The organism is Pseudarthrobacter xylosi, from assembly GCF_055412765.1.
In genome coordinates, this window is sequence record NZ_JBVAYT010000001.1 from 853,490 (window position 1) to 867,839 (window position 14,350).

6 protein-coding genes and 3 rRNA genes are annotated in these 14,350 nt (G+C 61.8%); 3 read left to right on the forward strand and 6 right to left on the reverse strand.

Annotated features, from left to right (window positions below; genetic code table 11):
* Position 1: 1 nt before the first annotated feature.
* The 3 genes from ACZY1F_RS04020 to ACZY1F_RS04030 all read left to right on the forward strand — a co-directional run bounded on the left by ACZY1F_RS04020 (position 2) and on the right by ACZY1F_RS04030 (position 3,441).
* Positions 2-559 carry a GNAT family N-acetyltransferase gene (locus ACZY1F_RS04020; RefSeq protein ID WP_463940366.1) on the forward strand — a complete coding sequence of 186 codons (558 nt, stop codon included), beginning with the start codon at positions 2-4 and terminating at the stop codon, positions 557-559.
* Positions 560-563: 4 nt separating this feature from the next.
* Positions 564-2,318 carry a helicase HerA-like domain-containing protein gene (locus ACZY1F_RS04025; RefSeq protein ID WP_463940367.1) on the forward strand — a complete coding sequence of 585 codons (1,755 nt, stop codon included), beginning with the start codon at positions 564-566 and terminating at the stop codon, positions 2,316-2,318.
* Positions 2,319-2,448: 130 nt separating this feature from the next.
* The gene (locus tag ACZY1F_RS04030) at positions 2,449-3,441 is read left to right on the forward strand and encodes a hypothetical protein (RefSeq protein ID WP_463940368.1); all 993 of its coding nucleotides are present in this window, start codon (positions 2,449-2,451) and stop codon (positions 3,439-3,441) included.
* Positions 3,442-3,532: 91 nt separating this feature from the next.
* Here the strand turns inward: ACZY1F_RS04030 and ACZY1F_RS04035 are convergent, their stop codons facing one another.
* The 6 genes from ACZY1F_RS04035 to ACZY1F_RS04060 form a co-directional block, all read right to left on the reverse strand.
* Entirely contained in the window at positions 3,533-5,569 is a 2,037-nt protein-coding gene (locus ACZY1F_RS04035) for an NHL domain-containing thioredoxin family protein (RefSeq protein WP_463940370.1), read from the reverse strand.
* On the reverse strand, positions 5,569-7,719 hold the full coding sequence (locus tag ACZY1F_RS04040) for a bifunctional copper resistance protein CopD/cytochrome c oxidase assembly protein (protein ID WP_463940371.1): 2,151 nt from the start codon (positions 7,717-7,719) through the stop codon (positions 5,569-5,571). Before ACZY1F_RS04040 ends, ACZY1F_RS04035 begins: the two co-directional genes overlap by 1 nt.
* A 102-nt stretch (positions 7,720-7,821) precedes the next feature.
* Positions 7,822-8,109, reverse strand: a complete 288-nt coding sequence (locus ACZY1F_RS04045; RefSeq protein WP_056341443.1) for an HU family DNA-binding protein — start codon at positions 8,107-8,109, stop codon at positions 7,822-7,824.
* Positions 8,110-8,621: 512 nt separating this feature from the next.
* Positions 8,622-8,738: ribosomal RNA gene (gene rrf, locus ACZY1F_RS04050) — 5S ribosomal RNA — on the reverse strand.
* 241 nt (positions 8,739-8,979) lie between these two features.
* Positions 8,980-12,125, reverse strand: a 23S ribosomal RNA gene (locus ACZY1F_RS04055).
* A 512-nt stretch (positions 12,126-12,637) separates the two neighbouring features.
* Positions 12,638-14,161, reverse strand: a 16S ribosomal RNA gene (locus ACZY1F_RS04060).
* The 16S, 23S and 5S rRNA genes sit together here, the layout of an rRNA operon.
* Positions 14,162-14,350 lie beyond the last annotated feature (189 nt).

A 14,350-nucleotide genomic window follows, 5' to 3' on the forward strand; every position in this document is an offset into this window, starting at 1 on the left:
AATGAACGTACAAACCAGCATTGCCAGCCCGGCAGCACTGAAGAGGCCAGCACTGGACAGGTCCGCGCTGAGCGTCCTGAACCTCCCCATGCACGATCCGCGGGTCCGTCCGCTCCTTGATGAACTGGCCGTGGAATACGACTCCCGCTACGGCGACCTCTTTGGCCGCGGAGCCGCCGCCGATGAGCTCAACCGCTACCCGGCGTCGGAATTCAAGGGTCCGGGCGGGGCGCTCCTGGTGGTTCAGGAAAACGGTGAGTCCATAGCCGGCGGCGCGTTCCGCCGGTACAACAACGACACCGCGGAGTTCAAACGGATCTGGACCCACTCGGCGCACCGCCGCCGCGGGCTGGCCCGTTTTGTCCTGGCGGAACTGGAGTCTCTGGCGGCCCGCCGGGGCTACCGGCGCGTCTTCCTCACCACCGGTCCGCGCCAGCCCGAAGCCAAGCACCTGTACCTCACCTCGGGTTATGAACCGCAGTTCGACCTGGACCAGGATCCGGAGGTCATCAGGTCGCTCGCGTTCACCAAGAATCTCCCGGCGGTCCCGCTAAGCTAGCGGCATGGCCAACAAATCCACCGCCGAAAAACTCGCCACCATCCAGAAGGGCTACACCCTGGAAGGCGCCACCATCGAGCTGGGCGCCGCCATTGTGGACGGCGAACTCCACAAGGAAGCCCAGGTCCGGCTGCCGCTGGCCATGATGAACAGGCACGGCCTGGTAGCCGGCGCCACCGGCACCGGCAAGACCGTCACGCTGCACATGATGGCCGAGCAGCTCTCCACGGCCGGAGTTCCCGTGTTCCTCGCGGACATCAAGGGCGATCTTTCCGGCCTGGCCACGGCGGCCGCCGGCAGCGAGAAGCTGAAGGCACGCACCGACAGCATCGGCCAAGCCTGGGCCGGCAAGACGTTCCCCGTGGAGTTCCTGGCCCTGGGCGGCGACGGCAACGGCATTCCCGTCCGGGCCACCATTACGTCGTTTGGTCCCATCCTGCTCTCGCGCGTGATGGAGCTCAACGACACCCAGGAGTCCAGCCTCCAGCTGGTCTTCCACTTCGCGGACAAAAACAACCTTGAGCTGATCGACCTCAAGGACCTCCGCGCGGTCATCCAGTTCCTCACCTCGGACGAAGGCAAGGACGAGCTGGAGGAACTCGGCGGCCTGTCCAAGGCCACCGCCGGCGTCATCCTGCGCGAACTGGTGAACCTGGAAGCGCAGGGCCTGGAAAGATTCTTCGGCGAGCCTGAGTTCGACACGGCCGAGCTGCTCCGGACCGCCCCGGACGGGCGCGGCGTCGTCACCTGCCTGGAGCTGCCCACGCTGCAGACCAAGCCGATGCTGTTCTCCACCTTCCTGATGTGGCTGCTGGCGGACCTGTTCGAGGACCTCCCCGAAGCCGGCGACCTGGACAAGCCCAAGCTGGTGTTCTTCCTCGACGAGGCCCACCTGCTGTTCAACGGCGCATCCAAGGCCTTCCTGAACGCCATCACCACCACTGTCCGGCTGATCCGTTCCAAGGGTGTGGGGATTTTCTTTGTCACCCAGACCCCCAAGGACGTCCCCGCCGATGTCCTGGGCCAGCTGGCAAACCGCATCCAGCACGCCCTCCGCGCCTTCACGCCCGAGGACGCCAAGGCCCTGAAAGCCACCGTGTCCACGTTCCCGGTCAGTGACTACGACCTTGAGGAAACCCTCACGTCCGCGGGGATCGGCGAGGCCGTAGTTACGGTCATGAATGAGAAAGGCGCCCCGACGCCGGTTGCCCACACACGCCTGCGCGCCCCGGAATCCGTTATGGGCCCCAGCACCGAGGAGCTTATCCAGACCACCGTGGGCGGGTCCGCCTTGCTGCCCAAGTACGGGACCGCCGTAGACAACGTCTCCGCGTACGAGAAACTCACCGGCAAGGCCGCGGCTCCCACCGGCGGAGCCGCCCCGGGCGAGCCGCCGGTTCCGGGGGCTCGCCCGGCCGGTTCGGGACAGCCAGGTTCCGGACAGCCAGGTTCGGGACAGCCAGGTTCGGGACAGGCCGACGTCGACGCCGAGGCCCGCAGGATCGAGGAGGAAATCCTGGGCCGGCCCAGCAGCCGTCCCGCGCCGGCGCCCAACCGTGGTGCCGGCTCTGATGCGCCCTCGCGGCGTGCACCGGAACCTGCGGCCCCTGCCGGCGGCGGGATCCTGGGCGACCTCACCGGAGCACTCGGCGGCGCATTGGGCGGCGGGCTGAAGAGCATGGTCCGTTCCATGGGCACCCAGCTTGGCCGGGAGCTGCTCCGCGGCGTCTTCGGCACCTCGTCCCGGCGCCGCCGGTAGGCAAAACCGGACGATGTCGCGCCCTGGACTTCCCGCCGTCGGGCGTCAGGAAAGCCGCCGCACCCAGCTACACGGGGCGGCGGCAACACCTGTGTTCAGCGGCCTTGCAGGTAACGTAAGGGAAGTGCAGATGAGTCAGGCGTTGGTGAGGATGGCAGCAGGGTGGCTGCTTGGCCTCATGCTTGCCGTGGCCGCGGCCATCGTTGGGGTCAACGTGGTGAACAATACGGTGGCCAGTCCACAGCAGCCTGTCCGGGAATATCTGGACGCCCTCCACGAGGGCGACGGCGGCAAGGCGCTGGGCCTGTTGCGGGCCACTGTGCCGCCCAGCAACGCCGCCATGCTCGACGGCACCGCCCTACAGACGGCATCTTCCCGGCTGGCAAACGTCACCATCGGCGAAGCGGAAGAACGCACGGGCAACCAGGTTATGGTGCCCGTGCAGTACACGATCGACGGCAGCAGGCTTCGCACCGAGTTCCTGCTGGAGAAGACCGGAACCGAATGGCTGTTCTTTAATACGTGGGCGTTTGTGCCGTCGCGGCTGCCCACGGTGGGCCTGACAGTGGTGAACGCCAGCGAAGCCAACCTCAACGGCGTCCCGGTGAATATGCCCCAAGGCAGGAATTCGTTCGCCGTGTTTTATCCGGGTGAATACGAAGCCGCCCTGAACGGTGAATACTTCGCTGCGCCCGCCACCCGCGCCACAGTGACATCCCGCGATGTCCCGGTGGCTCCGTTGAACCTGCTCACCGAGGCAACCGACCAGCTGCGGAAGGATGTGGGGGCGAAGGTGCAGGAGTTCCTGGACACCTGCGCCGCCGAAGCCGTGAAGCAGCAAAAGCTGCAGCCGGACTGCCCCTTCTACTTCGCCAGCACCAACAACGTGGACGACGGCACCATCAAATGGGCCATCACGGAGTACCCGGAGATCTCCATCGAGCCCTTTGACGGCCGCTGGGTAGTTGCTCCCCTCGACGGGAAGGCCAAGGTGGAGGCGGTCCAGCAGAGTTCCTTCACCGGCGCCTGGTTCCCGCTCAACGAAGAGGTGGACTTCAGCTTCACCACCCGCCTGGACGTCGCCGGCGACACCATCAGGGTCACCCCGCTGCTGAGCTACTAGCGCCCGGGCCGTCCCCGGTGCGCAGAAGGCTGCCTCCCGTGACGTGAAACCCCGGGAAGCAGCCTCTCGATCTAAACCACGGCGGCGGTGATCAGTCCATGCCGCGCAGGTCCAGGACCAACTCAGTGTCGCCGTCGTCCGTCAAGAGCACCGGGATGCCCCAGTCCTGCTGGTACAGGTGGCAGGCGGCGTGGTCCGGGATCTCGCCGTCCGCATCCTCCGGGCCGTCGCAGGCCGCGGCGCGGGCGGTGATGTGCAGGATGCCTTCGGGGACATCGGAAGCCAGTTCCAGCGTGCGGAGCAGCCCCACCGAGGTTCCGCCGCCGGCCACGAGCAGCTCCGGCGGGGTGGAGGAGATCTTCAGCTGCGTGGGATCGCCCCAGCGGTCGTCGAGTTTCTGCCCGGTGGGGGCGGTGAAGCGCACTGTCAGCTCGAGCAGCCCGGGGGCTACCGGGCTCTTGGGCCGGTGGGTCTGCGAGGCGCCCTCATCCACCTGCTGGGCTTCCTTGGGGATGGGCACGTAGACCAGCTGGTGCTTGTTGGCCTCCACCACTACCAGCAGCGGTTCGGAGCCTGCGGCGTGTGTGTGGTCCACAATCACGTCGGAGGGCTCCGAGAGTCCGCGGGCCAGCGTGGATACGGTCCCTGCCGCGGGGTCGTAGCGCCGCACGGCACCGTTGTAGGTGTCGGCGATGGCAATGGAACCGTCAGGCAGGACAGTGACGCCGAGCGGGTGTTGCAGGCGTGCCTCGGACGCGGGGCCGTCGCGGAAGCCGAAGTCGAAGAGGCCCTTGCCCACGGCAGTCTCCACGGTGACCGTGCCGCCGTCGTCAATGATCAGCTTGCGGAGGGCGGACGTTTCGGAGTCCGCCACCCAGATGTTGCCGTCGGCATCCTCGGCCAGGCCGGAGGGCTGCGCGAACCAGGCTTCGTGGGCGGGGCCGTCCAGCAGGCCCTCCAGTCCGTTGCCGGCAATAATTGCCACGGCGCCGGTGAGGGGCTCGAAGCTGAAGATCTGGTGCGTGCCCGCCATGGCAATCACCACGGCGTTGAGCTTGGTGGACCAGACGACGTCCCACGGCGAGCTGAGGGACACCTCCAGCGGGTGCTCGCTGAGCTGGCCCGTGAAACCTGCAGCGTCTTCGTCCACCCGCGCGGGGCCGGTTTCGAGCAGGCGCTGCACGCCGTTGCCAACTATCGTCGTGGCCTTGCCGTCCGTGAGCGAGAGTCCCCGCAGGCGGTGGTTGACGGAGTCTGCAATCACGACGTCGTAGCCCGCCTTCGCTGCCACCTCTTCCGGAAGCAGCACGAGGCCCTGCGGCTCGTTGAACTGTGCGGTCGGGTGGACGGAGTCGACGGCGGCGGCCGGGCCGTCCGCGTGTCCCTTGGTCTCGGAACCGTAAGTGCGCAGGACCGTCTGGAAGTCGTTGCCCAGCTCCACGAGTCGGTGGTGGCCCGTGTCGGTTACCAGCCAGGAACCCCCGGTGGCGGTAGCCGCGGCAGCGGGAGTCCCGCCGTCGGGCGTTCCCTGCGCGCCTGAACCGGTTCCGGCTGAACCACGTCCGGCCGGCAGGAACAGTGCCTTGCCGGGGAAGCGCAGTGTGCCCGAGGTGGCTTCCGGCGCCACATACGGACCGGAGCCGCGGTGCAACGTGCCCTTGGCCTCGTGTTCGGCGATCAGTTCGGGGATAAGCACAGCGAGGCCGTCGGCGTGGCCTTCACCGGACAGGTGCGCCACGATGTAGCCCTCGGGGTCGATGACCACCAGGGTGGGCCAGGCGCGCGCCGTGTAAGCCTTCCAGGTCTCCAGCTCGGGATCGTCCAGGACGGGGTGGTGGATTTCGTAGCGCTCCACGGCGGCGGCCAGGGCCACGGGATCTGCTTCATGCTCAAACTTGGGCGAGTGCACCCCAACGGTGACCAGGACATCGGCGTACTGTTCCTCGAGCGGGCGCAGCTCATCGAGGACGTGCAGGCAGTTGATGCAGCAGAAAGTCCAGAAGTCGAGCAGCACGATTTTGCCGCGCAGGGCTTCGAGGTCCAGCGACTTGCCACCGGTGTTGAGCCAGTTGCGGCCCACCAGTTCGGAGGCGCGGACCCGGAGTTGGGTGCGTACGGTTTCGCTCATCAGCGTCCTTCCAGCTTTGAGTTGCGTTCAGCCAATCGGGCATCGCGTTCAGCCAATTTGGCAAACATATCGTTGTAAGCAGTGAGATCGGCGTCGTTATTCCTGTCCGCCGCCCGATCGGTCCGCTTGGAATCCCTGGCATCGGACCGGGACCACATGATCGCGACGCCGAGGGCCACCAGGAGGGTGGGCACTTCGCCGATGCCCCAGGCCACCGCGCCGCCCATTTGCTGGTCCAGGAGGGCGGACGGCCCCCAGGCCCGGCCAAGGTTGCCGAAGTAGTCGGCCGCCAGCAGGCTGGTGCCGCCCATGATCGCGACGCCGAAGAACGCGTGGAAGCCCATGGTCGCCAGCAGCAGGAGCAGGCGCATGGGATACGGTGCGCGGCGGGGCAGCGGGTCTGTGCCGATCATGGTCAGGATGAAGATGTAACCCGTGAGCGTGAAGTGCAGGATCATCAGCTCGTGGCCCACGTGGTCCCGCATGGCATAGCCGAACGCATCCGAGTAGTAGAACAGCACGATGGAGCCCGCGAAATTGGCCGCGGCGAAGAGGGGGTGCGTGACCAGTTGGGAGAACTTGGAGTGGATAAAAACGAGCAGCCACTCGCGCGCGCCCCGGGTGCCATCGCCGCGGGCAGGCAACGCCCGCAGGGCCAGCGTCACCGGGGCGCCGAGCACCAGGAAGATGGGAGCCACCATGGTCAGCGCCATGTGGTCCACCATGTGTGCGGAGAAGAGGATCCTGCCATAGACCGACGGCGGCCCTGACGTGATGTAGGTCAGCACCAAGAGGCCGATCACCCAGTTAACGGCGCGGAACCACTGCCACTTGTCGCCGCGTCGGACCACCTTGGCTACGCCCAGGAAGTAGGCCACCAGCCCGAAGAGCACCACCGCCACCCAGAGCCAGTCAAAGCGCCACTCCGTCAGCCAGCGCTCCGGAGTCAGTTCAGGCGGCAGCTCGTAGCCGGTGAGAATGAAGGCCGGCGACGCGTCCGGTGCAAACGTGGTGGGCTGCGGCGGGGCCGATCGGCTCAGGGCGACGGCAACGCCGGAGGTGGCGCCCATAACGAGGAGTTCCGCGAGCACCAACTGCCACAGCACTCGGCGTGAAGACATTGCCGAGCCTTTACGGCCAAGCTGGGGGATGACCCATTGCCGGTGCATGAAGCCGATCCCGCCAAGGACCAGGGTGGCGGTCGACTTCGCAAGGATCAGTTGGCCGTAGGGAGAACCAAAGAGGTCACCCCAGTTGGTGATGCGGATGCTGGCGTTGATGACGCCGGAGGCGAAGACGAGCACAAACGCAAAGCCGGCCAGAGAGGAGAACCGCCGCAGTGTCGGTTCGGTGATGTCAGTGGCGGCCGCGGGCTTCGAACCGGTCAGGATTCCGGAGAGCAGCGCCAGCAGGATGATGCCGCCCACCCACGCGCTGACGCCCACGAGGTGCAGGCCCAGGGAGTTGATGGCGCCTTCGTGGTCCGATGAACTTGAGGAGTGGCCGATCAGCGCGGCGGGAACCAGCCCGGCCAGCGCGAGGACCAGCGTGAGCGCAAGGCCGCCCAGGGATCTGACGCCGAACAGCGCTGTGGTCACCACGGCCGCGATGATGGTCACTGTCAGCCAAGCCCGGCCGGTCTCGATGTCCGTCATGAAGTACACCAGGGCGCGGGTGAACTCGGCGTCGCCGCCGACTGCCTGTCCCGCAACGTCTGAGTAGGTGAGGACCAGTACGGCCACCGCTGAGAGCGTCCACGCTGCACCCGCAGCGGCCGCAATGGCCAAAGCCCTGGCGAAGGCCGGATGTTCCGGAGCGTCGCCGTTGTGGCTCCGGGACCGGGGACCCGCAGATCTGGGGAGGATGCCAACGGCGAAGATCAGGCCGCCGATCACCGTCGCCAGTGCAACGTTGTGGATGGCCTTGCTGACGGGAAGCCCCCACCGGACCAGGGCTCCCGGGTCAGAGACCTCCCGGGCCGCAGCGGCGCCGGAGAAGAGGAGCGCCGCCACCAGTCCCAGGAAGAGGGCTGCGAGGCCCGCGAGCTGCCACGGCCGGGAAATCCCCAAGACGCCGCCACCCCGGGCCGAAGCGCCCCCGACGGGGCCTGGCTGGGGTGCTGTGGGACGGAATTTTGCTGCAGAAGGCACTTATCCATTGTCCGCCACGGGTGCCCACGCGGCGAATCGGCTTAAAGCAAAGAAGCGGCAACCCTGAGGTTGCCGCTTCTTTGCTGCTGTTGCTGAAGAAGACTACTTCTTCTTGGCGACTGCAGCCTTCAGCTTGGAGCCGGCGGTCAGCTTAACGCTGTGGCCTGCTGCGATCTGGATGGTCTCACCGGTCTGCGGGTTGCGGCCGGTGCGGGCTGCACGGTCGGTGCGCTCAACTGCGAGCCAGCCCGGGATGGTGATCTTCTCGCCGGCGGCGACGGAAGTCTCGAAAACCTCGAACAGCGCATCGAGGACGGAGTTGACGGCTGCCTGGCTGGTGCCGGCCTTGCCTGCTACCTCTGAAACAAGTTCACTACGGTTCTTAGCCATTGATGTCCTCCTGGACGGTCACGATTTCTGGAGCCTGAACGCGGCATGCGTGCAAGCCACTCTTCGAAAACTTACCAGCTTGGGCCCGCGAGGGCCGCAAATTCCGCGTGTTTCCGCGACTTTTTGACTAAAATCACCGGTTTTCCAGGGATTTCCGGGGGAATTGCGCCCACAGCGGACGCTCCAGCAGGCGCCGCAGGGGTCTATTCGACGCTCTACCAGGTCCTGGGCTCGTCTCCCGGACGCTCCATCAGGTCCTGGGCTCGCCTCCCGGACGCTCAATCACTTCGCCGGGTGGCGCCTGTGTGGCGTACGACGGCGGCTGGGTGGGGCGGTTGCGCGCTTCTTCACTGGTGTGCGGGCTGGGTGGGTCCGTGGCTTTGAGGTGCTTTGGTGCCGGGTGTGGTTCGGCCTGGGCGGTGGGTGTGTGGTGCCGGTTTTTGTGTTTGGGTGGTTAAAAGGGAGTGCCCCCCAACACGTGTGTGTTGGGGGGCTCTCGACCGTTAATGATGTTCCGGCGGTGACCTACTCTCCCACACCCTCCCGGGTGCAGTACCATCGGCGCTGTGGGTCTTAGCTTCCGGGTTCGGAATGGGACCGGGCGTTTCCCCCACGCTATGACCGCCGTAACCCTTGCTCCCGTACCCGTTGGCTGTGCCGTGGGGTGGGAAATCTATTGGTTACAACCATGTTCCTGCCGGTTTATGGCAGGTGTGGTGTTGTTATGTTGTTGTGTTTTGTTCCTGTGCAACAGTGCCGCGGGTAGCGGGTTTGTTGTTTGGGAACCACATAGTGGACGCAAGCAGTCTTGTTTTCTTTTTACCACCCGCTGGTGCAAACCTCTTTTGAATAGGTTTACGGGGGTGGTGTGTGGTGTAAGTTATCGGCCTATTAGTACCGGTCAGCTTCACGAGTCGTTAGTCCTCGCTTCCACATCCGGCCTATCAACCCAGTGGTCTGGCTGGGGGCCTCTCACACACAAGGTGTATGGAAATCTCATCTCGAAGCGAGCTTCCCGCTTAGATGCTTTCAGCGGTTATCCCATCCGAACGTAGCTAATCAGCGGTGCACTTGGCAGTACAACTGACACACCAGAGGTTCGTCCGTCCCGGTCCTCTCGTACTAAGGACAGCCCTTCTCAAATTTCCTGCGCGCGCAGCGGATAGGGACCGAACTGTCTCACGACGTTCTAAACCCAGCTCGCGTACCGCTTTAATGGGCGAACAGCCCAACCCTTGGGACCTACTCCAGCCCCAGGATGCGACGAGCCGACATCGAGGTGCCAAACCATGCCGTCGATATGGACTCTTGGGCAAGATCAGCCTGTTATCCCCGAGGTACCTTTTATCCGTTGAGCGACGGCCATTCCACAATGTACCGCCGGATCACTAGTCCCGACTTTCGTCCCTGCTCGAGATGTCTCTCTCACAGTCAAGCTCCCTTGTGCACTTACACTCGACACCTGATTGCCAACCAGGCTGAGGGAACCTTTGGGCGCCTCCGTTACTTTTTAGGAGGCAACCGCCCCAGTTAAACTACCCATCAGGCACTGTCCCTGACCCGGATTACGGGCCGAAGTTAGATGTCCAAAGTGACCAGAGTGGTATTTCAACGATGACTCCACCCGAACTGGCGTCCGGGCTTCAACGTCTCCCACCTATCCTACACAAGCCACTCCGAACACCAATACCAAACTATAGTAAAGGTCTCGGGGTCTTTCCGTCCTGCTGCGCGTAACGAGCATCTTTACTCGTACTGCAATTTCGCCGAGTTTATGGTTGAGACAGCGGGGAAGTCGTTACTCCATTCGTGCAGGTCGGAACTTACCCGACAAGGAATTTCGCTACCTTAGGATGGTTATAGTTACCACCGCCGTTTACTGGGGCTTGAATTCTCAGCTTCGCCGTAAGGCTAACCGGTCCTCTTAACCTTCCAGCACCGGGCAGGAGTCAGTCCGTATACATCGTCTTGCGACTTCGCACGGACCTGTGTTTTTAGTAAACAGTCGCTTCCCCCTGGTCTCTGCGGCCCCGATCCCCTCCCACCAGCAAGTGGTGTTCAAGGTTGGGGCCCCCCTTCTCCCGAAGTTACGGGGGCATTTTGCCGAGTTCCTTAACCATAATTCTCTCGATCGCCTTAGTATTCTCTACCTGATCACCTGTGTCGGTTTGGGGTACGGGCGGCTAAAACCTCGCGTCGATGCTTTTCTCGGCAGCATAGGATCACCAAATCCCCCCGTGAGGGGGTCCCATCAGATCTCAGGCATCATGAACGGCGGATTTGCCTACCGTTCGCCCTACATCCTTAGACCGGGACAACCATCGCCCGGCTTGGCTACCTTCCTGCGTCACACCTGTTAATACGCTTGCCTCCCAGGATCAGGTCCCGCGCTCCACCAAAAACCGCACACCCTAAAAGGGCGATAGGTCAGGTATCGGGCGGTTAGTATCCCCTGTTCAACATGGACGGTTTTTCGCCGGTACGGGAATATCAACCCGTTGTCCATCGACTACGCCTGTCGGCCTCGCCTTAGGTCCCGACTTACCCAGGGCAGATTAGCTTGACCCTGGAACCCTTGATCATTCGGCGGACGGGTTTCTCACCCGTCTTTCGCTACTCATGCCTGCATTCTCACTCGTGTAGGCTCCACCGCTGGTTTACACCGCGACTTCACTGCCCACACGACGCTCCCCTACCACTCCAGACGCCTGAACCAACCCACAAGGGGCGGCTTAGCTAATATCTGAAATCCACAACTTCGGCGGTGTACTTGAGCCCCGCTACATTGTCGGCGCGGAATCACTTGACCAGTGAGCTATTACGCACTCTTTTAAGGATGGCTGCTTCTAAGCCAACCTCCTGGTTGTCTTCGCAACTCCACATCCTTTCCCACTTAGCACACGCTTAGGGGCCTTAGTTGGTGGTCTGGGCTGTTTCCCTCTCGACTATGAAGCTTATCCCCCACAGTCTCACTGCTGCGCTCTCACTTACCGGCATTCGGAGTTTGGCTGACGTCAGTAACCTTGTAGGGCCCATTAGCCATCCAGTAGCTCTACCTCCAGTAAGAAACACGCAACGCTGCACCTAAATGCATTTCGGGGAGAACCAGCTATCACGAAGTTTGATTGGCCTTTCACCCCTACCCACAGCTCATCCCCTCCATTTTCAACTGAAGTGGGTTCGGTCCTCCACGACGTCTTACCGTCGCTTCAACCTGGCCATGGGTAGATCACTTCGCTTCGGGTCTAGATCACGCCACTGCAACGCCCTATTCAGACTCGCTTTCGCTACGGCTTCCCCACACGGGTTAACCTCGCGACGTAACACTAACTCGCAGGCTCATTCTTCAAAAGGCACGCCGTCACACCCATACAGCAAGCTGCAGATGCTCCGACGGATTGTAAGCACACGGTTTCAGGTACTGTTTCACTCCCCTCCCGGGGTACTTTTCACCTTTCCCTCACGGTACTGGTCCGCTATCGGTCATTAGGGAGTATTTAGGCTTATCAGGTGGTCCTGACAGATTCACACGGGATTTCTCGGGCCCCGTGCTACTTGGGATACTCTCCAGGCGGTACAAAACATTTCGGTTACGGGGCTCACACCCTCTCTGGCCGGCCTTTCAAGACCGTTCACCTATGCCTGCACATCACACCTCACCAATCCGGCAGAACTGGTATGGAAAGTCCCACAACCCCGACCATGCAACGCCCGCCGGCTATCACACATGGAACGGTTTAGCCTGATCCGCGTTCGCTCGCCACTACTGACGGAATCACTATTGTTTTCTCTTCCTGCGGGTACTGAGATGTTTCACTTCCCCGCGTTCCCTCCACGCACCCTATGTGTTCAGATGCGGGTCACCAGGCAGATCGCTCCCCTGGCGGGGTTTCCCCATTCGGAGACCCTGGGATCAAAGTCCGGTTATCGACTCCCCCAGGCTTATCGCAGATTCCTACGTCCTTCTTCGGCTCCTAATGCCAAGGCATCCACCGTGTGCTCTTAAAAACTTGACCACAAAAGATCAAAAACGCTAATTTTCGAGAGAACCACAGAAACCACCCACACCCCGAAAGGCGCGGACAGATCCAGGTTCATATTCTTGGAAATTGCTTCTTATAAAAGATGCTCGCGTCCACTATGTAGTTCTCAAACAACAACCCCAAACCACACACCCCACACACAAAAAACGTGCGCGCTCGATGCAGCCAGGAAACCAGAAACAAACAAACCCGACAAAACACACCACAACCCCAAAAGGGTTCCAGCACATCCTCGCCGGCCCTGTTGCCTCAGGACCCAACAGTGTGCCAAACACTAAACCACCCATCCCCACACCCCACCATTCCAAGACCCCCTCACAAGAGAATCCGTACTAGGCAAGGAAAAGAACACGCGGCCGCTACTTGTTGATATTCCACCCTTGAGCACCCGCCGCAGAACTAGCGTCTGCGCAACGGGCATATACTCCTGACAACCCCACCACACAGACATAACGCCTGGCACGGTGATTGTAGGTGCTCCTTAGAAAGGAGGTGATCCAGCCGCACCTTCCGGTACGGCTACCTTGTTACGACTTAGTCCCAATCGCCAGTCCCACCTTCGACAGCTCCCTCCCACAAGGGGTTAGGCCACCGGCTTCGGGTGTTACCAACTTTCGTGACTTGACGGGCGGTGTGTACAAGGCCCGGGAACGTATTCACCGCAGCGTTGCTGATCTGCGATTACTAGCGACTCCGACTTCATGGGGTCGAGTTGCAGACCCCAATCCGAACTGAGACCGGCTTTTTGGGATTAGCTCCACCTCACAGTATCGCAACCCTTTGTACCGGCCATTGTAGCATGCGTGAAGCCCAAGACATAAGGGGCATGATGATTTGACGTCGTCCCCACCTTCCTCCGAGTTGACCCCGGCAGTCTCCTATGAGTCCCCGCCATAACGCGCTGGCAACATAGAACGAGGGTTGCGCTCGTTGCGGGACTTAACCCAACATCTCACGACACGAGCTGACGACAACCATGCACCACCTGTAAACCGACCGCAAGCGGGGCACCTGTTTCCAGGTATTTCCGGTTCATGTCAAGCCTTGGTAAGGTTCTTCGCGTTGCATCGAATTAATCCGCATGCTCCGCCGCTTGTGCGGGCCCCCGTCAATTCCTTTGAGTTTTAGCCTTGCGGCCGTACTCCCCAGGCGGGGCACTTAATGCGTTAGCTACGGCGCGGAAAACGTGGAATGTCCCCCACACCTAGTGCCCAACGTTTACGGCATGGACTACCAGGGTATCTAATCCTGTTCGCTCCCCATGCTTTCGCTCCTCAGCGTCAGTTAATGCCCAGAGACCTGCCTTCGCCATCGGTGTTCCTCCTGATATCTGCGCATTTCACCGCTACACCAGGAATTCCAGTCTCCCCTACATCACTCTAGTCTGCCCGTACCCACCGCAGATCCGGAGTTGAGCCCCGGACTTTCACGGCAGACGCGACAAACCGCCTACGAGCTCTTTACGCCCAATAATTCCGGATAACGCTTGCGCCCTACGTATTACCGCGGCTGCTGGCACGTAGTTAGCCGGCGCTTCTTCTGCAGGTACCGTCACTTTCGCTTCTTCCCTACTGAAAGAGGTTTACAACCCGAAGGCCGTCATCCCTCACGCGGCGTCGCTGCATCAGGCTTTCGCCCATTGTGCAATATTCCCCACTGCTGCCTCCCGTAGGAGTCTGGGCCGTGTCTCAGTCCCAGTGTGGCCGGTCACCCTCTCAGGCCGGCTACCCGTCGTCGCCTTGGTGAGCCATTACCTCACCAACAAGCTGATAGGCCGCGAGTCCATCCAAAACCACAATAAAGCTTTCCACCCCCCACCATGCGATGAGGAGTCATATCCGGTATTAGACCCAGTTTCCCAGGCTTATCCCAGAGTTAAGGGCAGGTTACTCACGTGTTACTCACCCGTTCGCCACTAATCCACCAGCAAGCTGGCATCATCGTTCGACTTGCATGTGTTAAGCACGCCGCCAGCGTTCATCCTGAGCCAGGATCAAACTCTCCGTTGAAGTAAAACAAAAACGAACACAACCAACACCCCCGGAAATAACGGAAGAAGAAGGCTGCAAAATTTGAAACCAGCTGTAAAAACCAGACCCAATCCACGGGGTGGACAAGCCTGGCCAAAACAACCAATCAATAAAACAATTGGTATCAACAAACTTGGCACACTATTGAGTTCTCAAACAACAGACACA

Coding starts and splice junctions, on each gene's coding strand:
- ACZY1F_RS04030 (WP_463940368.1), top strand. CDS start 2,449: ATGAGTCAGGCGTTGGTGAGGATGGCAGCAGGGTGGCTGCTTGGCCTC.
- ACZY1F_RS04020 (WP_463940366.1), top strand. CDS start 2: ATGAACGTACAAACCAGCATTGCCAGCCCGGCAGCACTGAAGAGGCCA.
- ACZY1F_RS04025 (WP_463940367.1), top strand. CDS start 564: ATGGCCAACAAATCCACCGCCGAAAAACTCGCCACCATCCAGAAGGGC.
- ACZY1F_RS04045 (WP_056341443.1), bottom strand. CDS start 8,109: ATGGCTAAGAACCGTAGTGAACTTGTTTCAGAGGTAGCAGGCAAGGCC.
- ACZY1F_RS04035 (WP_463940370.1), bottom strand. CDS start 5,569: ATGAGCGAAACCGTACGCACCCAACTCCGGGTCCGCGCCTCCGAACTG.